The sequence below is a fragment of the Variovorax paradoxus genome, assembly GCF_022009635.1.
GTDB lineage: Bacteria > Pseudomonadota > Gammaproteobacteria > Burkholderiales > Burkholderiaceae_C > Variovorax.
Map to the genome: position 1 here is coordinate 7,257,638 of NZ_CP091716.1, position 17,778 is coordinate 7,275,415.

At 61.0% G+C, this 17,778-nt stretch carries 18 protein-coding genes, 3 pseudogenes and 1 other annotated feature; of the genes and pseudogenes, 10 read left to right on the top strand and 11 right to left on the bottom strand.

What is annotated here, in order from left to right; genetic code table 11:
* Window positions 1-14 precede the first annotated feature (14 nt).
* The 5 genes from L3V85_RS34200 (at window position 15) to L3V85_RS34220 (ending at window position 6,246) form a co-directional block, all read left to right on the top strand.
* A complete protein-coding gene (locus L3V85_RS34200) occupies window positions 15-1,406 on the top strand; it encodes a hypothetical protein (RefSeq protein WP_237676988.1) in 1,392 nt (463 codons plus the stop codon).
* The gene (locus tag L3V85_RS34205) at window positions 1,403-2,275 is read left to right on the top strand and encodes an alpha/beta fold hydrolase (protein WP_237676989.1); all 873 of its coding nucleotides are present in this window, start codon (window positions 1,403-1,405) and stop codon (window positions 2,273-2,275) included. Before L3V85_RS34200 ends, L3V85_RS34205 begins: the two co-directional genes overlap by 4 nt.
* Before the next feature lie 177 nt (window positions 2,276-2,452).
* Window positions 2,453-3,205, top strand: a complete 753-nt coding sequence (locus L3V85_RS34210; protein WP_237676990.1) for an SDR family NAD(P)-dependent oxidoreductase — start codon at window positions 2,453-2,455, stop codon at window positions 3,203-3,205.
* Window positions 3,206-3,312: 107 nt separating this feature from the next.
* Window positions 3,313-4,743, top strand: a complete 1,431-nt coding sequence (locus tag L3V85_RS34215; RefSeq protein ID WP_237676991.1) for a flavin-containing monooxygenase — start codon at window positions 3,313-3,315, stop codon at window positions 4,741-4,743.
* A 9-nt stretch (window positions 4,744-4,752) separates the two neighbouring features.
* The gene (locus L3V85_RS34220) at window positions 4,753-6,246 is read left to right on the top strand and encodes an aldehyde dehydrogenase family protein (protein WP_237676992.1); all 1,494 of its coding nucleotides are present in this window, start codon (window positions 4,753-4,755) and stop codon (window positions 6,244-6,246) included.
* A gap of 27 nt (window positions 6,247-6,273) precedes the next feature.
* Here the strand turns inward: L3V85_RS34220 and L3V85_RS34225 are convergent, their stop codons facing one another.
* Window positions 6,274-7,212, bottom strand: coding sequence for a LysR family transcriptional regulator (locus L3V85_RS34225; protein ID WP_237676993.1), 939 nt, complete (start codon window positions 7,210-7,212; stop codon window positions 6,274-6,276).
* Between the two features lie 77 nt (window positions 7,213-7,289).
* Between L3V85_RS34225 and L3V85_RS34230 the strand changes: the two genes are divergently transcribed.
* Complete coding sequence (locus tag L3V85_RS34230) at window positions 7,290-8,267, top strand: Bug family tripartite tricarboxylate transporter substrate binding protein (RefSeq protein WP_237676994.1); 978 nt, start codon at window positions 7,290-7,292, stop codon at window positions 8,265-8,267.
* A 232-nt stretch (window positions 8,268-8,499) separates the two neighbouring features.
* On the opposite strand, the gene L3V85_RS34235 is transcribed toward L3V85_RS34230, so the two are convergent.
* A complete protein-coding gene (locus L3V85_RS34235) occupies window positions 8,500-8,847 on the bottom strand; it encodes a hypothetical protein (RefSeq protein ID WP_237680725.1) in 348 nt (115 codons plus the stop codon).
* Here L3V85_RS34235 and L3V85_RS34240 point away from each other — a divergent pair.
* Window positions 8,819-8,968: pseudogene (locus L3V85_RS34240) on the top strand (IS3 family transposase); the annotation flags it as partial. The gene L3V85_RS34235 and the pseudogene L3V85_RS34240 overlap by 29 nt on opposite strands.
* A 38-nt stretch (window positions 8,969-9,006) precedes the next feature.
* Here the strand turns inward: L3V85_RS34240 and L3V85_RS34245 are convergent.
* Window positions 9,007-10,238, bottom strand: a protein-coding gene (locus L3V85_RS34245; protein ID WP_237674581.1) for an IS3 family transposase whose coding sequence is annotated in 2 segments (ribosomal slippage) — window positions 9,007-9,950 and window positions 9,950-10,238 — 1,233 coding nt in all. Because the reading frame shifts where the segments join, the coding sequence is not laid out codon by codon here.
* Window positions 9,844-9,960 (bottom strand) — a sequence feature (AL1L pseudoknot). (Overlaps the previous gene by 117 nt.)
* A gap of 51 nt (window positions 10,239-10,289) precedes the next feature.
* On the opposite strand from L3V85_RS34245, the pseudogene L3V85_RS34250 reads away from it, so the two are divergent.
* Window positions 10,290-10,577, top strand: a pseudogene (locus L3V85_RS34250) (transposase); the annotation flags it as partial.
* Window positions 10,578-10,730: 153 nt separating this feature from the next.
* Here the strand turns inward: L3V85_RS34250 and L3V85_RS34255 are convergent.
* The 5 genes from L3V85_RS34255 to L3V85_RS34275 are packed head-to-tail and all read right to left on the bottom strand — an operon-like array spanning window position 10,731 to window position 14,485.
* On the bottom strand, window positions 10,731-11,228 hold the full coding sequence (locus tag L3V85_RS34255; protein WP_237676995.1) for a bacteriohemerythrin: 498 nt from the start codon (window positions 11,226-11,228) through the stop codon (window positions 10,731-10,733).
* 42 nt (window positions 11,229-11,270) lie between these two features.
* A complete protein-coding gene (locus tag L3V85_RS34260; RefSeq protein ID WP_237680709.1) occupies window positions 11,271-12,233 on the bottom strand; it encodes a PDR/VanB family oxidoreductase in 963 nt (320 codons plus the stop codon).
* Window positions 12,234-12,288: 55 nt separating this feature from the next.
* Window positions 12,289-13,449: an MFS transporter gene (locus L3V85_RS34265; protein ID WP_237676996.1), complete on the bottom strand. Its 1,161-nt coding sequence runs from the start codon at window positions 13,447-13,449 to the stop codon at window positions 12,289-12,291.
* Window positions 13,450-13,632, bottom strand: coding sequence for a hypothetical protein (locus tag L3V85_RS34270; RefSeq protein ID WP_237676997.1), 183 nt, complete (start codon window positions 13,630-13,632; stop codon window positions 13,450-13,452). It abuts the gene before it with no gap.
* A gap of 46 nt (window positions 13,633-13,678) precedes the next feature.
* Window positions 13,679-14,485 (bottom strand): aromatic ring-hydroxylating dioxygenase subunit alpha, encoded by an 807-nt coding sequence (locus tag L3V85_RS34275; protein WP_237676998.1) that lies wholly within the window; start codon window positions 14,483-14,485, stop codon window positions 13,679-13,681.
* Window positions 14,486-14,566: 81 nt separating this feature from the next.
* Here L3V85_RS34275 and L3V85_RS34280 point away from each other — a divergent pair.
* Together L3V85_RS34280 and L3V85_RS34285 are read left to right on the top strand one after the other, a co-directional pair.
* Window positions 14,567-14,825 (top strand): annotated as a pseudogene (locus L3V85_RS34280) (IS3 family transposase); the annotation flags it as partial.
* A gap of 115 nt (window positions 14,826-14,940) precedes the next feature.
* Window positions 14,941-16,076, top strand: a protein-coding gene (locus L3V85_RS34285; RefSeq protein WP_414080174.1) for an IS3 family transposase whose coding sequence is annotated in 2 segments (ribosomal slippage) — window positions 14,941-15,196 and window positions 15,196-16,076 — 1,137 coding nt in all. Because the reading frame shifts where the segments join, the coding sequence is not laid out codon by codon here.
* On the opposite strand, the gene L3V85_RS34290 is transcribed toward L3V85_RS34285, so the two are convergent.
* The 3 genes from L3V85_RS34290 to L3V85_RS34300 form a co-directional block, all read right to left on the bottom strand.
* A complete protein-coding gene (locus L3V85_RS34290; RefSeq protein WP_237677000.1) occupies window positions 16,053-16,418 on the bottom strand; it encodes a hypothetical protein in 366 nt (121 codons plus the stop codon). The two genes, L3V85_RS34285 and L3V85_RS34290, sit on opposite strands and share 24 nt — an antisense overlap.
* A 124-nt stretch (window positions 16,419-16,542) precedes the next feature.
* Complete coding sequence (locus tag L3V85_RS34295) at window positions 16,543-16,890, bottom strand: hypothetical protein (RefSeq protein WP_237677001.1); 348 nt, start codon at window positions 16,888-16,890, stop codon at window positions 16,543-16,545.
* Window positions 16,880-17,743 carry a metallophosphoesterase gene (locus L3V85_RS34300; protein WP_237677002.1) on the bottom strand — a complete coding sequence of 288 codons (864 nt, stop codon included), beginning with the start codon at window positions 17,741-17,743 and terminating at the stop codon, window positions 16,880-16,882. Before L3V85_RS34300 ends, L3V85_RS34295 begins: the two co-directional genes overlap by 11 nt.
* Window positions 17,744-17,778 lie beyond the last annotated feature (35 nt).

Here is a 17,778-nt window from a genome sequence, read left to right on the forward strand (position 1 = left end):
ATTTGGAGACCTGAATGAAGACGATAGAAACAGACTACTTGATCATCGGCGCCGGTGCCATGGGAATGGCCTTCGTGGACGTACTCCTGCGCGAGACATCGGCCACTTTCGTCATCGTGGACAAGTACGACCAGCCTGGCGGGCACTGGAACACGGCGTATCCGTTCGTCCGCCTCCATCAACCTTCCGAGTTCTATGGCGTTGCGTCCAAGGCGCTCGGCGCACGACACATCGACAAGGTGGGATGGAACGCAGGACTCTATGAGCTGGCGTCGGTTGGCGAGGTCTGTGCCTATTTCGATCAGGTCATGCAGCAGCAGTTCCTGCCATCCGGCCGGGTCACCTTTCTCCCGATGTCGGAGTACCGCGGAAACGGTCGAGTAGTCTCGCTCGTGTCCGGCGAGCAGATTGATGTGGCGGCGCGCCGCACAGTGGACGCGACTTACATGCGCGTGACCGTCCCTTCAATGCGCGAACCGCCCTACGCCGTCGATGAAGGCGTGGTCTGCATCCCGCCGAACGAACTCCCAAAAAGAGCCGCCCATTTTCATGGCTACACGGTCGTCGGCGCCGGCAAGACCGGCATGGACGCTTGTCTTTGGCTGCTCAAGCAGGGGGTGGATCCGGGTCGCATCACATGGATCACGCCACGTGACTCCTGGCTCGTGGACCGGGGGCTCACGCAGCCGGCCGAGCAGTTCGCGGAGTCGACGCGCGCTGTCATGGCCGGGCAGATGCAGGCGATCTCGTCGGCAACCTCTGTCTCCGATCTCATGAAACGAATCAACGGCTGCGGGCGACTGCTCAAGCTGGAGAGGGCCGATATTCCTACGATGTATCGCTGCGCAACAGTCTCCAAGGCGGAAATTGAGCAGCTGCAGCGCATCGAGAATGTTGTTCGGCTCGGCCGCGTCAGACGGATCCGGCGCGACGAGATCCTTCTGGATGCAGGGGCCATCGCCACCGACCCACAGACGCTCTTCGTCGATTGCACCGCCGATGGCCTCGAGAAGCGTCCGATCGTCCCCGTCTTCTCAGACTCACGGATCACGCTTCAGGCGCTGAGATCGTGCCAGCAAGTCTTCAGTGCGGCCCTCATCGCACACATCGAAGCCGCATACGAAGAAGAAGACCGGAAAAACGACTTGGCGACGCCGGTCCCGCACCCGGACACCGACGTCGATTTCCTTCGAGTCACGATCGCGAATGCGCAGAACCAGATAAAGTGGGACTCCGACCCCGCACTGCGCGAGTGGCTGAGCCAATGCAGGCTGGACATGTGGGGAAAGCTGATGCCGGTACCGCTTGGCCAATCGCCGCAGGACGACGCCCTTCGAGCAAGTCGAAGAGCCGCCGCCGAGGCGATGTGCAGAAAGCTCGACGAACTCCTGGGTTCCGAATCATGAGCGCCGACAGACGCGCACGCCTGAACGGAGTTGATGTCGTCTATCGGGAAATCGGGGAGGGGCCGCTGGTCATCTGCCTCCATGGTTTCCCTGATTCTCCGGACACGTGGGCGGACGCAGCGAGGCAGATCGCATCCGACGGGTACCGCGTGGTGTCCCCTTTCCTGCGTGGGTATGGGCCGGCGGGCTCGGCGAGCGATGGCTGCTACATGGCGTGGGCGGGTGCGGAAGACATCGCCGCGCTGATCGGGCATCTAGGCGAGAAGCAGGCCCGTCTCATCGGTCACGACTGTGGCGCTTCCGTTGCACACGCCGTCGCGGCCGTGCATCCCGAGCTTGTCTCGCAGCTCGTGACAATGTCGGTTCCGCACGGACGCGCACTGTTCTCAGCACTCGTCAGCGACCAGGCGCAGCAGCGCCGAAGTTGGTATGTCTTCTTCTTCCTGAGTCCTCTCGCCGAACTCGGCCTGCAGCACGACGACTATGCGCTGATCGAGCGTCTCTGGAAGGACTGGTCCCCCGGCCATGCGGTCCCCATGGACCACGTGCGGTCCGTGAAGGCGATGTTCAGCGAGGGCGAAACGCTGAAGAATGCCCTGTCGTTCTACCGGCAGACGCATCTTCCTTCTCACACGCAGACGGGTTGGGCGGCCGCCGCCGACAGGGCGCGCGCCATGATCTCGGTGCCCACACTGTACTTGCACGGTGCCAACGACAACTGCATCGGCGCCACAGTCAGCGAAGGAGTCGATCAAATGTTCACCGGGCCCTTCCGTCGTGTCCTCGTTCCGAAGGCCGGTCATTTTCCGCACCTGGAGAACCCCCAATTCTTCGTCGAAGAGGTAAGGCGATTCTTCGCTTCGGCCTAGTCGATGGCAATTCGGATTCATGCGGTCGACGGTATGAATCGACTCTCCGAATTCATTTCTATTCAACAGACTTCATTCGGAGAATGTGACTTCGCACTGAAGGAGCACGTTGTCGTTGTTCCATTCGTGACGAGCGTTCGTCGAATTAACTCTCGCATTTCAAGAAAGTAGACAACCATGACCGGAAGATTGAAGGGCAAAGTCGCTGTCATCACGGGTGCCGCAGGCAACATCGGACTCGCCACGGCGGAGCGCTTTCTCGCGGAAGGCGCCAGCGTGATCGCGGTGGACCGGAACACCGAAGGGTTGAAGGCCATCAAAAACTCGACTGCGGACAATCTGCTCGCCATCTCGGGCGACGTGACATCGGAAACCGATACCTTAAGCCTTCTGGAGGCGGCAACGAAGCGCTTCGGAAGAATTGACATCTTCTTTGCCAATGCGGGCGTCGAAGGCGTCATCCGGCACGTCCCCGACTATCCGATGGATGCCTACGATCGGATCATGGAAGTCAATGTCAAGGGTGTGTTTCTCGCCATGAAGCACATTGCCCCCCATATGAGCGAGGGCGGAAGTTTCATCGTCACGTCGTCGATCATGGGGCTCATCGGAGTCCCAGTGAACGGACCGTACGCGGCGAGCAAGCATGCCGTGGTGGGCTTGATGAAGTCCGCCGCGATCGACTTCGCCCCTCGCAAGATCCGATTCAATTCCGTCCATCCGGGACTGGTACAGAGCGAAATGTTCAACCGGCTCGTGCAGGACTACGAGGATCCCGAAGCAAAGCGCAAGGCTGCACTCGGCAGCATCAAGCTGGGACGATGGATCGTACCGGCCGACATCGCGAATGCCGTCCTGTTCTTCGCCAGCGACGACAGCAGCATGGTCTCCGGCCAGACGCTCGCGATCGACGGCGGCCAACTCCTCTAGACCGCGCGAAGATCCTTCGTTCGCCACGCTGTGAGCGCCGCGACATCCGGCGCTCGCGCCCTTGCCTGTTGAATGCCGAAGCCCTCGTCCTTCGGCGAAATAATTCCATGAACCACAATGAGACTTCAAATGATGTGCGGGTCGCCATCATCGGCGCCGGATTTGCCGGGCTGTGCATGGCGGTGCAACTGCGCAAGCACGGGATCGAGGATTTTGTCATCCTCGAGCGTGCCGCGGACATTGGCGGCGTGTGGCGAGAGAACGTCTACCCCGGCGCTGCTTGCGACGTCCCGGCCGTGCTCTACTCCTACTCCTTCGAGCAGGGCTACCCCTGGACCCAGGCCTACCCGCCCCAGGCTGAGATCCTGGGGTATATGCGACACGTGGTCGAGAAGTACGACCTGGCGAAGCATCTGAGATTCGGCGTCAAGGTCTGCGGCGCCAGCTTCGATGCAAGTGCTGCGCGATGGACCGTGGCAACCCTCGGCGGCCCGCGATTCTCCTGCGCGGCGCTCGTTCCGGCCGTCGGTATCTTCAACGAACCCATGACGCCTTCGATCACCGGAATTGCCGACTTCGAGGGCGAGATCCTCCACTCGGCGCGATGGCCGCGGCAGGCAGCACTGGACGGTCGTCGCGTCGCCGTCATCGGCACGGGCGCCAGTGCGATCCAGATCGTTCCCGAGGTTGCCAAGCGCGCGGCGGAACTCACGCTGTATCAGCGTACGGCACCCTATGTCGTGCCCAAGGCGACGATCGATCCGAGCGATGCGGCCGCGGAGCGTGCGCGCGTCTTCGCCGAGTTCGAGATCGCGGCCCGCCGGCGCTCGGATTTCGAGGTGACAGCAAAGGCACAGGCGGCTTTCGCAGACTATCTGGCCAACCAGGTTCCGGATCCGGTCTTGCGGGCCAAGCTGACCCCTCCGTTCGTGATGGGCTGCAAGCGCACCCTGTTCTCGAATCACTGGTATCAGGCACTTCAGGGCGATAACGTCCATGTCGAGACGGAAGCGATAGAGAAGCTCACGGCCAACGGTATCCTTGCGCGCAACGGCACCCAACGACCATTCGATGTGATCGTCTTTGCGACTGGGTTCGATCCATCGAACTACCTGCCCGGCATCGACGTCGTTGGATCGAAGGGCCGCAAGCTCAACGACACATGGCATGAAGGCGCCGAGGCCTACCTCGGCATCGCAGTGCCGGGATTCCCGAACATGTTCCTCATGTATGGCCCGAACACGAACGTGGCAGGCAGCATCATCTACATGCTCGAATGCCAGGCGGAGTACATCGTCAAGGCGCTGGAGCTGATGCACGCGAGGAACACGGGCACGATGGAAGTCACAGAGGAGGCCTACCGCGGCTACAGTGACACGATCCAAGCGCAGCTGTCCGATTCCACGCTGGCGGCGTCGCACTGCCAAAGCTACTTCATGAACGCCGCAGGTCGCATCGTGACCAACTACCCGGGCACCTCACTCGACTATCGTCACGCGACGGAGATCGTCGATCCATCCTGCTTTCACTTCGGCTGAAGCTTCACCATGACACTCGAATCCTTCGATCCCACCGCGGTCCGCTATCCGGCGACCAACTTCGTCCAGGGCACTGTCTTGGCAGGCGACGCCGATTCATACGAAATCCTTCGGCCGTCGGATGGAAAGCTCGCGCGTGTCGAGCAATGCGCTTCCGTCGAACTCGTCGACCGGGCCATTCAATCGGCCCGGCTGGCATTCCGCAAGTCGGGTTGGGCGCAGCGTGCACCGCGTGAGCGAGCACGCGTGTTCGCGAAGTGGGCATCCCTGGTCGTCGAGCACGCCTCCGAGTTGGCGCAATTGGAGTCGGTGGTCTCCCCGCGGCTCTACAGCGATGCCCACATGTGGGACATAAACAATGCCGCAGAACTCATCCGCTTCAGCGCCGAGGCCGCGGACAAGCTGGAAGGCCAGACACTCGCCACGGCCGCAGACGCATTGAGTATGGTCGTGCGGGAGCCCTATGGCGTGGTGGCAGGCATCACACCGTTCAATGCGCCGATGGCGCTGGCGGTCACGAAGGTAGCTCCGGCCCTGATCGCAGGAAACGCCTGCGTCATCAAGCCTTCGGAGTTCACGCCGTACTCGCTGGTCAGAATCGCGCAACTGGGCCATCAGGCAGGGCTGCCAGAGGGACTGTTCAACGTCGTGTCAGGCTCCGGTGGCAGCACAGGCAGTGCGCTGATCAAGCATCCCGACGTTGACTACGTGAGCTTCACTGGCTCGACCACGGCGGGTGCGCGGGTCATGGCGGACGCCGCCCTGGCCGGCGTGAAGCCCGTGAGCCTGGAGCTTGGCGGCAAGAGCCCTCACCTCGTGTTCGACGATGCCGGAGACATCGACACGCTCGCAGAAATGATAGTCGGCAGTTGCACGCGCAACGCAGGTCAGGTCTGCTTCACTGGCTCACGCCTGGTGGTGCACAAGAGCCTCGCGGATCGGCTGATCGAACGCATGCGGGCCATTATGGTCGACATCAGGCACGGACCCACATGGGACGTCACTTCAAGAATGGGACCCATCATGTCCGAGGCCCAAGGCCGGCGTATCGAGGACATCCTGGCGCGCGCGACGGATGCAGGCACGCGCGTTCTGACGGGCGGGCGGCGTGCGGAAACGCCCTTCGGGGGCGTGTATTTCGAACCGACCATCCTGCTCGCCGCCACGTCCGACAGCCCCGCAGTTCGCGAGGAGTTCTTCGGGCCGGTGTTGACCGTACAGACCTTCAGCGAAGACGATGAAGGAATCTCCCTGGCCGGGCATCCGATGTTCGGGCTGGCCGCGGGTATCCACACGAAGAGCCTGGAGCGCGCCTTGCGGGCCGCCCGCAGCATCTCGGCGGGCTCGGTCTGGATCAATCACTACGGCCCCGTTCCGGACTACAACAGCCCGTTCTTCTCGCCTCACAAGCAGTCCGGACTGGGACAGGAGGGCGGAATGCCTGGGGTGCAAAAATACTTGAAATCAAAGGCGATCCGGCTCAAGCATGGCTTCTTCGCCTGAGCCATCGATTCGCGACGGACGCAACGACTAGATCGCTTCTTGTAAGCACTGCTTGAACATTCTGTTCAGCACCTCCTTTTCACCCCTCAGGTTGAAGCAGCACATCGGTCCGCTGACCAACTCATCCTTCTGATTGATCATGCAAACTCGACCAGATTCGACATGGTTTCGCGCTTGGCGCCGAGAGGTGATCCACAGGCAGTCGTCCTGCTGGAGTAAGGAAAGCGCCACCTGCCCGCGGCTGATTTCTATGTCCGGCAGGTTCGCATGACTCGCCTTTCGGTGCACCGCGAGAACGCGATCCAGCTTGCCGCGCAAGGGGTTCTCCATCTGTGGGAGCAGCCATCGTTCCTGCGCGAGTTCCTTCCACGTGACTTTCTCGCGGCCGGCCAGGCGATGCCCGGCCCCGCACAAGGTCTGAGGGAACTCGTCATACAGCGCTAGCACTTCCACCTTGCTGAGATCGACGGGGATTTCAGCATGACTCAGCATCACGTCGATCGATCCGCTGAGAAGGTCGGCATACAGGTCGCCGCCCATCGCTTCGGTCAGCTTGAGTCTGAGATTCGGCATCATCCCGTTCAGGGACCTGATGGCGCGAGCCAGCAGATCCGTGGCGAAGGTCGGCAGAACGCCGATCCGATATTCCTCGCTGCCGGACCAGGAGCCGCGAAGATCCGACTCCGCCTCTTCGATCTGCGCGAGGATGCGGTGCGCGTGGTGCACCAGCCTCAGCCCGGCGGACGTAGGCACCACGCGCTTGGTGCTCCGATCGAACAACCTGGCGCCCACCAACTCCTCCAACTGAGCCAGCATTCGCGAGGCCGCGGGCTGTGTGATGTGAATCAGGTCCGCCGTGCGGCTGAGATGTCGCTCCTTTGCGAGCGTCACGATGAGGCGCAATTGTTTAAGAGAGAGAACCCGTTCAAAAGTGCTAGTAGTGGTCATATATACCAACAATGACATGAACGAATTCTACGATTTCATTTCACGAAATGCGCTTCGACTCCAACAATGGCGGCCACCAACGACAAGGAGACACAATGAAAATGAATCGCCGCCAGGCCATGGCCATCACGGGCGCCGCGTTGACGGCCGGAAGCCTGCCGTCGTTTGCGCAAGACAGCTACCCAAAGAAGGCGATACGCATCGTACTGCCATGGGTCGCTGGAACGCCGGGAGACACCGCATTGAGAGCTGTGGTCGAACGCATGTCCGTTGATCTAAAGCAGCCCATCTACATCGACAACAAGAGCGGCGCCACGGGGACCGCGGCGATGCCCGAAGTGCTGCGAGCTCCCGCCGACGGCTATACCCTCTTTCACATGAATTCCTCGTCTCTGGTGGCGCCGCTGCTCTACCCTGCCGCCAATATCGACTACGTTCGAGATTTTGTCGGCATCGGGCCCTTCAGCTCGATATTCTCCGTATTGGCCACGAGCACGGCCCAGCCCTTCAAGACCGTTCCTGAACTGGTCGCCGCCGCCAAGGCGAAGCCCGGCGCACTAACGTACGCATCCGCAGGAAACGGGTCGCCGCCTCATCTTGTCGGCGAACTGTTCAAGCAGGCTGCAGGCGTCGATATTCTTCATGTCCCGTATGCACAGGTCTCACAGGCTCTTGCCGATTTGACAACGGGTCGCGTGGACATGATGTTCATGGGGGCGCCGCTTGCGGTCCCCCAGGTGACGGGAGGGCGCCTGCGAGCGGTTGCCGTGACGAGCGCGCAGCGACTGCCCTGGATCCCGGAAATCCCGACCTTCGTGGAGGCGGGATACAAGGATGTCGTGTTTCGACAGTTCGACGGATTGCTGGCACGAAAAGGCACGCCGCAGGGTGTCGTGGGCATTCTCGGCGCAAGCCTTCAGAAAGCCCTTGCAACGCCCATGGTTCAAGAGGTGTTCCACAAGAACTCGATCGAAGTATTCTCGCAGTCGTCGCAGGACTTCGAGAAATACCTCGCCGTCGAATCTGTCAGATGGCTGTCGTTCGGCAAGCGCATCGGCATCTCGGCAGCCTAGAGACTTGCCCTCGGTCTCGGCCTGGACGCGCACCGGGCACCACCCGTTTCTTACCCAGGCAAGCGGCCGGCCGCCGCCTTCAGTGCTTGCGCAAATGCCAGCGCACTGGGCTTCGGCTGCGTTCCGCGACGCGACACTGATATGGTCGCTCCCTGTCAAGGGCACGGGACTGTCATTTGTTAGACCAGTGGCTCGGGGTGATGCGGCACAAGTCTGCTGCTGCGACGATGGATCAGACTGATATCCGTGGGTTGGTTACCGTCTTGTTCCCCTGCACGAACGGACGCACCTTCCTGGGTGAGACGAGTCGTACCTCATAGCCCAATCCAATCAGAGCTCGACCCCAGTCGTGTGCGCCGCCGCAAGCTTCCATGACGACCAGCGCAGCAGCGTGATTGGCAAACCACTCCAGCATCCTTGCGCGTTTCAACTGCAAGCGCTCGATGCAACCGGTATCCATCTCGACCCAGTGCAGCTGAAACACCTTCTTGGCAATGTCGACGGCAATGACGGTACGTTCCATGATGGTCTCCATCTCGATGTTGACAGTGTCTCCCATGATCGACTGCTTCGACTGCATGGTCGTCAGTTGGTCGCTCGGGACACGACCCGACGCTGAACTCGTCCACACGATGCTGGATGCGGCCATCGAGACGGTGGTCGATACCGAAGACCGGCCTGTGGTTCACTCCGATCGTGGTGAATCGCCCCGGCTTTCATGGAGGCCAGTTGGTTTAAGTCATGCCGCCGTCTTGGCGGACTGACTGGCGAGTTGCCGGTAATAGTTTGCCTCAGCTTCTGCAGGCGGGATGTAGCCGATGGGTTCGAGCAGGCGATGGTGGTTGAACCAGGACACCCATTCGAGCGTCGCGAACTCCACCGACTCCTTGGTCTTCCACGGCGCCCGGCGATGGATCAGCTCGGCCTTGTAGAGGCCGTTGATCGTCTCGGCCAGGGCGTTGTCATATGAGTCGCCTTTGCTGCCCACTGATGGCTCAATGCCAGCCTCGCCCAGTCGTTCCGTGTACCGGATGCTGACGTATTGCGAGCCACGATCGGAGTGACAAATCAAGCTGCCGTCGCGTTCGGGTTGACGGTCGTACAGCGCTTGCTCCAAAGCATCGAGCACGAAGTCCGTGCGCATCGAGCTGCTGACCCGCCAGCCCACGATGCGTCGGGCGAACACATCGATCACGAAGGCGACGTACAGCCAGCCCTGCCATGTCGACACGTACGTGAAATCCGAGACCCACAGCTGGTTCGGGCGCTGCGCTCGGAACTGCCGGTTGACCCGATCCAGCGGGCATGGTGCTCTGGAGTTGCTGATAGTGGTCTTCACCACCTTGCCGCGCATCACACCTCTCAGCCCCAGGCGCCGCATCAGCCGCTCGACCGTGCAGCGGGCCACCGTCGTGCCCTCGCGCGCCAGTTGCCTCCAGACCTTGTCGGCCCCATAGACCTGCATGTTGGCCTGCCAGACGCGCTGTATCGCCGGAATGAGGACATCGTCGCGGAGTGCTCTGGCGCAGCGCTTATGCGGCTCGCGCAGCAGCGCCGCGTGCCGCCGGTAGCCCGACGGGGCGACCTGCAAGACCCTGCAGATCGGCTCGACCCCGAAGGTGGCACGATGCCTGTCGATGAAATCCCTCAGGACTTCAGCCGGCGGTCGAGCTCCGCCTGGGCGAAAAACGCGCTCGCCAGCTTCAGGATCTCGTTGGCTCGGCGCAGTTCCTTGACCTCGCGTTCGAGCTCCTTCATCCGCTGGGACTCGCTGGTCGTCACGCCTTCTCGAACGCCGTTGTCGACCTCATCACGCTTGACCCATTCGTTCAGCGTCTGCGGCACGCAGCCGATCTTCGGTGCAATCGACTCGATCGCCGCCCACAGCGACGGGTATTCCCCACGGTGCTCCTGCACCATCCTCACTGCGCGCTCACGCACCTCGGGTGAGAACTTGTTCGACTTCTTCATGGCTCAATCCTCTCAGAGTGTTGAGCCTCCACAAAATCCGGGGCGATTCATGGTGCCCACTATCGCTGGCCTGGGTGGCTCTCGTGCATCGCCGATGCGAAGCTGATTCGCTCGATGTCGCGTAAGGGGTACTCGCCTGACAACGCGGCGTGCGAAGGCTTCTTCGGTCGGTTGAAGACCTAGCTGTTCTATCCTCGCAACTGGCAGTCCACAACCGTCGAGCAGTTCATACAGGCAGTGGACTCCTACATCCGTTGGTACAACGAACAGCGGATCAAGATCTCACTGGGCTCTCTCAGTCCCATCGAATACCGAGAGAGTCTTAGACTAACGACATAAAACCAGTCCAAGTTTTTATCCGCACCCCCGTCTAGGAATTCAATCGGCGATCGGACATGGGAGGAACAGACACTTCCCATGCGACATCAGTCAATCGTCGATTACGCCTTGGTGGCCTCTCAAGCGAGCCAGCGAGCAACTGCTGGTGCGCCTCTATGACAGCTTTCGGTTGCCGGACAAGAATTGCAAGGGAGCCCCACCCCAACGCTCTTTGCTCCTCTGTTGTGCGACGGCAGCATCCATCTCTTGGACATGAGCAGGCAGCCAGTGGAGAAGCTCGTTGGCAAGAGAATCGACGAGCCTCGCCTCTACGTGGTGCTCCAGCCTCCGTGAGCTCACGACGGCACGCACTTCCTCGAGTGATCGAAGCACTGCGGCGTGTTCATCCAGGTGGCAGTGGGCGTTGGATCCACCCAGTCTTCGCAGATCGGCATCCTCGGTTGAGAAGTGACTGGACGCGTGTGTTCGCAACGCATCGAGCGCTTGAATGGTCTCGCCTCGCGGCGACATCAGCAGGCTCAGAATGAGTTGCTGAAAGACAGCATGGTCTTCGTCAAGCTCCGGGTCGTCGAGCTTCAATATCGATGAATTCATCGTCACGATGGTTCCTGTCACTGAGCAGTTTTGATCGCTGGGATCGCGGAAGGACACGCCTCTGCAGGCTCCGTTCACGGCAAGCCTCAGCGCCGCTTCCTAGAGGTCCAGAACGAGGACCTTCGACTTGGAGCGGGAGCAGCACGGCGTGAATTGATCGTTCTTTTGCTGCTCGTCCGGTGTCAGGTATAGGTCCCGATGATCGGGCGTTCCTTCGAGCACCCGCGTCAGGCATGATCCGCAGACGCCTTGCTCGCAAGAGGTATTCACCTTGATTCCGGCGCACAAGAGAGCCTCGGTCACAGACGTGCCTCGTGCAACGGCGATGACCTGGCCGGTACTTGCCAGTCGGACATCGAATTCAGAGTCGGAATCTGTATTGATGGCTGCGCCCGAGAAGAACTCGTAGTGCAGGCACTCCTCTTTCCAACTCGAATGTCGCGCAGCTTCGAGGACAGCATCCATGAAGCCTTTCGGCCCGCAGACGTAGAGATGCGTTCCTGGCTCAGGCTGAGCGAGCAGAGACGCAAAGTCGAGTCGTTGCACGGCATCGCCATCATCCAGGTGAAGCGTGGCCCGCTCCGAGAATGCCTGGACCCGCTCACGAAACGCCATCCGCTCTTCGGAGCGTGCGCAGTAGTGGAGATCGAAGTGTTCGCCGGTCGCGGCCAGTCGGTCAGCCATGCAAAGTATGGGCGTGATGCCGATGCCACCTGCGAGCAGAAGATGTCGCTTCGCACCATGCGCAAGCGCGAAGTGATTCCTTGGTGGAGAGATGACCAAGGTGTCCCCTTCGTGCACAGCATCATGCAGTGCCTTTGATCCACCACGTGAAGCCGGCTCTCTGAGTACAGCGATCGAGTAGCGGCGCCGCTCGGTTGGCGGATTGCATAGTGAGTACTGTCGGGTGATGCCGTTCGGCAGCATCAAGTCGATATGCGATCCGGCGGAGAAGGCGGGGAGCATCTCTCCGTCGATACCTACCAAGTCGAAGCCAAGGATGTCGGTGGCCTCGCGGGTCTTTCGCTCGACGCGCACGGTCAGCGATGGTGTCGTAGTCATGTCTTCTTGATAATTCACGTTTAGACACCGATTGGGGTGCCGGTTGCCGCGGCCTTCAGGCCTGCCGCGCAAAGGCCTTGTGTCTCTTGAGTGCCAGTGTCAACACGGCCGACAGCAGTGGCCCCAGTGCGATCAGAAGCAGGCCACCCGAATACCCGCCGAAGTGGTCCTTGGCGAAACCGAGAACCAGGGGGCCGATGAAGGCCCCGAGTGCGCCGATCGAGCTGATCAAGGCAATGCCTGCCGCGGCACCCGCACCACTCAAGTACTTCGGGGGAAGATTCCAGAATGACGGTGTCGCCGGGTTCATGAGGATCGCAGACAGGCCAAGCCAGACCACCGCGATGACCGGCGAATGGGCGTAGAGCGCGGCAACCACCAGACACGCGACGCCCAGAAGACTCGCGCCCGCCACATGCCAGATGCGCTCCCCCGTCTTGTCAGAGTGCCGCGTCCAGAAAATCATCCAGACGGCCATCAGGACGTAGACGAAAGACATCGACCATCCTGTGGCCGCATAGCTCAGGCCCAGTTCCCTGATGATCAACGGCATGAATGCCGCCGCACCGAACAAGCCGACACCATTGCCCAAGTAGATCAATCCGAGCACAAGGACGATCGGAGAGGTCAGCGCCGACATCAACTTGCTGCGCCCCAGGGCAGCGGCGCGTGCATGTTCCTGATCGAGCTCGCGCTGTAGCCAAGCCTTGTTTCCAGGCGTGAGCCAATCGACGTCGGCGGGCTTCTCAGGCAGTACGTAAAGTATCGATATACCGAGCAGGATCGAGGGCACCGCTTCGACGATGAAAAGCCATTGCCAGCCTTGCAGACCGAACCAATTGATCCCCAGCAGTAAGCCCGAGATCGGTGAGCCGACTATTGTGGCCATCGGCACGCCAAGCATGAAAATGCCAATCACGCGTCCTCGCTGCGCCGCAGGAATCCATCGGGTCAGGTAGTACAGGACTCCGGGCACAAAGCCTGCCTCGGCCGCTCCGATCAGAAAGCGCACGACGTACAAGCTGGCTTCAGTCCTGACGAAGGCGGTTGCCAGCGAGAGTACCCCCCAACTGATCATGATGCGTGCAAGCCAACGCCGCGCACCGACACGTCTCAGCATCAGCATGCTTGGAATCTCGAAGAAAAAATAGCCCAAGGAGAACATGCCAACGGCGAGGCCGAAGGCCGTCGCCGAAAGACCCAGGTCCTTGTTCATCTACAGAGCTGCGAAGCTGATGTTCGTGCGATCAAGGAACAGAAACAGGTAGAGCAGTGCAAGATACGGCGCCAGCTTGCTCGTGAAGCGACCGACGACCGCTTCGCGGTGTCCGGCGTCGGCTTCGAGCACTTCGCCCTGAGGCGATGCGACGTCTGCGAGGGGTGAATGGATAGCGCTCATATCGTGTCTCCCGGTTGTTCGAGCGTGGCGGGCAGGCTTCTCAGGCCTATTCGTCTACGATGTGCTGTCCTGCCTCGAAAACAATCGGAGGCTCGTCTGGGTCGAAGCTCACGCCAACCGGGTCTCGCCCCTCAGCCACTGCCTTGACCTCACGCTCCAGCAGTCTGCGCAGCATCACGATGCCCCGATCGCTTGTGGCCATGTGCTCTTCAGAGTGGAGAGTGATCGGTCCTTGGCCGACCTGCGCTTCGTAGTCGTTCGGCCTGGCGCGACGTTCTTCGGACGTCATTTCCGCCCACGGCTTCATCGTCGCTGCGTCCTTGCCCATGGGCAGCATCACGCCCTTCTCGGTCACCCGTCCGGCCGTGTAGATGCGGTAGTGGGTGTCGTCGATGGGGACGGTCCAGCCGATGGTCTCGACGCGGCCAAACTTTCCCACCATCGGATTCGGCACCACCCGCAGCGTTGGCAGACAGACCTCCGTCACCCGGCGAAACTGGCGGCCGTCCGGCAGGTCGCGACGCGAGACGACTTTCACGCCATATGGCGTGGGCTCGAAATCCGCATGCGGCATCATGTTCATCGTCGGAGTGAACTGCGTGCCGGAGAAGGTCCCGTGCAAGATGGGCACGTGAAACGGGTCAACCACGTTCTCGTAGTGCTGTAGCCAGTTGCAGGGCGCGATGGCCGGGCCACCAGTGCCGATACTCGTATCGTCCACGTCGAGAAACTCGCCTTCATCCATCACTTCAAGGCATTCATAGCGCGGCAGCGTGGGCATGCGCTCGGGCGGCCCCATGTAGGCGAAGATCAGGCCGTACTGTTCGCGCACCGGATACCAGGGCTGGCGCACACGGTACCTCACTTACGACCGCTGCATCGCTTCCGGCATAAGTGCATTGGGCTCCCTCTGGAAGCCGATACAGCCTGCGTTGCTAAGCTGGTCAGTACAACGCTGGATGGCGCCATCGAGACAGTGCCGGAAACTACTGACCTGCCTGTGGTTCACCCCGATCAGGGTGACCACTACCACTGGCCAGGTCGGCTATCAAGAATGAGCGACAAACCTCACCCGCTCGATGGTTCGCAAGGCATTCGGGCCTGATAACGCAGTTTTCGAAGGCTTCTTCGGTCGGCCGAAGAAAAAGCCTTTCTATCCTCGAGATTGGAAGAACGCCGCCGTCGAGCAATTTCATTGAGCCACAAAAGACGTCGAGCACACTCTTCAGGCTCGCTCGTGTGACCTGCCCCCTTCCAGCCGTACCAGCGTAATGGCAGTGAAGTCCGTCAACTTGGAGAATGACGGACATGAGAAAGAGCAGATATACCGAGGAGCAGATCATCGGTTTCATCAAGCAGGCCGAGGCCGGCTTGCCCATCAAGGAGCTGTGCCGCAAGGGCGGCTTCAGCGACGCCACCTTCTACAAGTGGCGTGCCAAGTACGGTGGCATGGAGGTGCCCGATGCGAGGCGCCTGCGTGAGCTGGAGGCGGAGAACAACAAGCTCAAGAAGCTGTTGGCCGAAGCCCACCTGGACATCCACGCGCTGAACACCGCCTTCGGGGTAAAGCGTTAGCCCCACAGGCCAAGCGTGCCGCCATCGCCACCATGATCGAGCAATGCGGTCTGAGCGAGCGGCGGGCATGCAGGCTTGTGGGGCTCTCACGCGACAGCTGGCGCAACCCACCCGAGATCGATGCCATGACCCAGGAGCTCAGCAGCAAGATCGTGGAGATCGCGCACGTGCGCCGGCGCTTTGGCTATCGGCGCATCCACGACATGCTGCGCCCGCACTTCCCCGGGGTGAACCACAAGAAGGTCTACCGGCTCTACAGCGCGGCCAACCTGGCCGTGCGCAAGCGCAGGAAGGCCAAGCGGCCCGTCAGCGAGCGCGTGCCGCTGCAGCTGGCCAGGACGGTCAATGAGGTCTGGAGCATGGACTTCGTCAGCGACAGCCTGAGCACCGGGCGGCGCATCAAGTGCCTGACGGTGGCCGACGACTTCAGCCACGAGTGCGTGAGCATCTCGGTGGACTGGGGCATCTCGGGGCAGTACGTGACGCGGCTGCTGGACCAGGCGGCGGTCTTCAGGGGCTACCCGCTGGCCGTGCGCACGGACAACGGCCCGGAGTTCACCAGCAGGGCGTTCATGGGTTGGGCGCAGACCCACGGCATCCGCCACATCCTGATCGAGCCTGGGCGACCCATGCAGAACGGCTACATCGAGAGCTTCAATGGAAAGTTCAGGGACGAGTGCCTCAACGAGCAGTGGTTCGAGACGCTGATGCAGGCCAGGTCGGCCATCACCGCCTGGCGCCAAGACTACAACGAGGTCAGACCGCACAGCAGCTGTGGGCGAATGCCACCGGCAAAGTTCGCCGAGCAGCATCGCCAGCGCGCTGGCGATGCTGCTCGAACCAGCTCAACCACCATCGAGATCAATTAATCTTGAAACCCCGGACTTCCTCGTTATGAATGGCACGGCGGAAGGGGGCAGGTCACGTGGTCGATAGCCGTTGTCCGGGTCAAAGCCGTAATCGGGAAAGAGATGCCCCTGCTCGGTCTCGATCGCGAGAATCCGACCTTGACGCTCCCATTGGATGGTTCGCGCACTGGCCTTCGCCCGGGTACAGGGCGACAAGGTCGCCACCTCGGCAACGCCAAGCCAATGACCCGAAGACATCACAGCCTGACGCGCATCGGCTTGCATCCGGTCCTGGATCGCAAGCGTCCTTTGAAGCTGGGACGCGGGCGCGGGTGAGTTCACAACAATCGTCACAGGAATCACCGTATGGTTTTTTCGAGTTTGCTCCGCTCATCTGTATCTCCTGTCTGCTGATACTTCGGACGCTTTGGCATCATTCATAGAAATTCTCTAGATTGGCCCTCGGCTCGGGAAAAGTGGCGTTGCATCAAAACCGCGGATAGTTGGGATTGCGCCCGTACTCCTCGTGCAGGTAGGGACGCGGCCGACGAACCGCATCGATGGCTGCGAACACATCAGTCGACACGTCTCTCCACTGCGTGATGCCGCGCCACTTCAGCCAGTTGGGCAACACGAATCGCTCTTCGGCGCCAGCACCGGGTTGTCCCTCAAGCAGATACACCTTGCCATCGGCCGCGAGGCACGCAGCCTCGGGGTAGTTCCATCGCACGATTTCAACGGACACGTTGTCGCAGCAGATCAGGTGGCGGGCGCCGCCTGGCAGTTCGATGACCTGCCAGCGAAAGCACGGGTGCGGGGGAATGTCATCGTGCATAGCTGTCTCCTCCTTGCGGCACGTCAATCACAAGGCCTGGGTTGAATGCGCCGTTCTCAGGCTCCCCGTGCCAGTTCACATAGCCACGGGGATTGCTAACAACCCGGCATCGGTCCACGTAATAGTCGAAGCTCTGGTGCGTATGGCCGTGAATCCAGAGCACGGGAGTGTCGAAGAACGCCGGCAGCATCTCGTTGACGTATCCGCCAGAAGACCACTCCTGCGCATGCCACGGTGCAAGAGAGCGCCGGTGCGGCGCATGGTGGGTGACGAGCACCGTCGAACCGCTGAACGGCTCACCCAGTTTCCCGCGCAGCCAAGCGCGTTGGCGCCTGTGGAGCAGCAGCGTGTCCATCGGAGTCAAACGCCGCGGCCCAAGCGGGCCAAACATCCAACCGGACGCCTTCGGATCGTTGATGCGGATCTCGGCATAGTCTGGGAGGAAGCGAGCGCTCTCGGCCATCGCCCGGTGGCGATCCGACAACAGGCGCATTGGTCGCCCGGGAAAGCCTGGATCGTCGATGCGAAGCGCGAAATCCGTCCACAAGGTGCACCCCAGGAATCGGACACCGTCGATCACGATTTCGTCGCAGTCCAGGAAGCCGACGCCCATGGCCTTGGCTTGGCGGCGCATCTCAGCGAGTTCCTCATGCATCACGGCGCCGAAGTACTCGTGATTGCCCGCAACCAGGACGACCGGCTTTCCGGGAAAGCATTTGCTGGCCCATGCAAACGCATGACGACCCGGTGAATGAATATCGCCGGCGAGGACGACGACGTCGAACTCGACGTTGCCATCGAGTTCGAACGGCTCGAAATCGAGGTGCAGATCTGAAAGAACCAGCAGCTTCATCGGCATATCAGCCGGGTGGGTAGCGAAACGGCGCC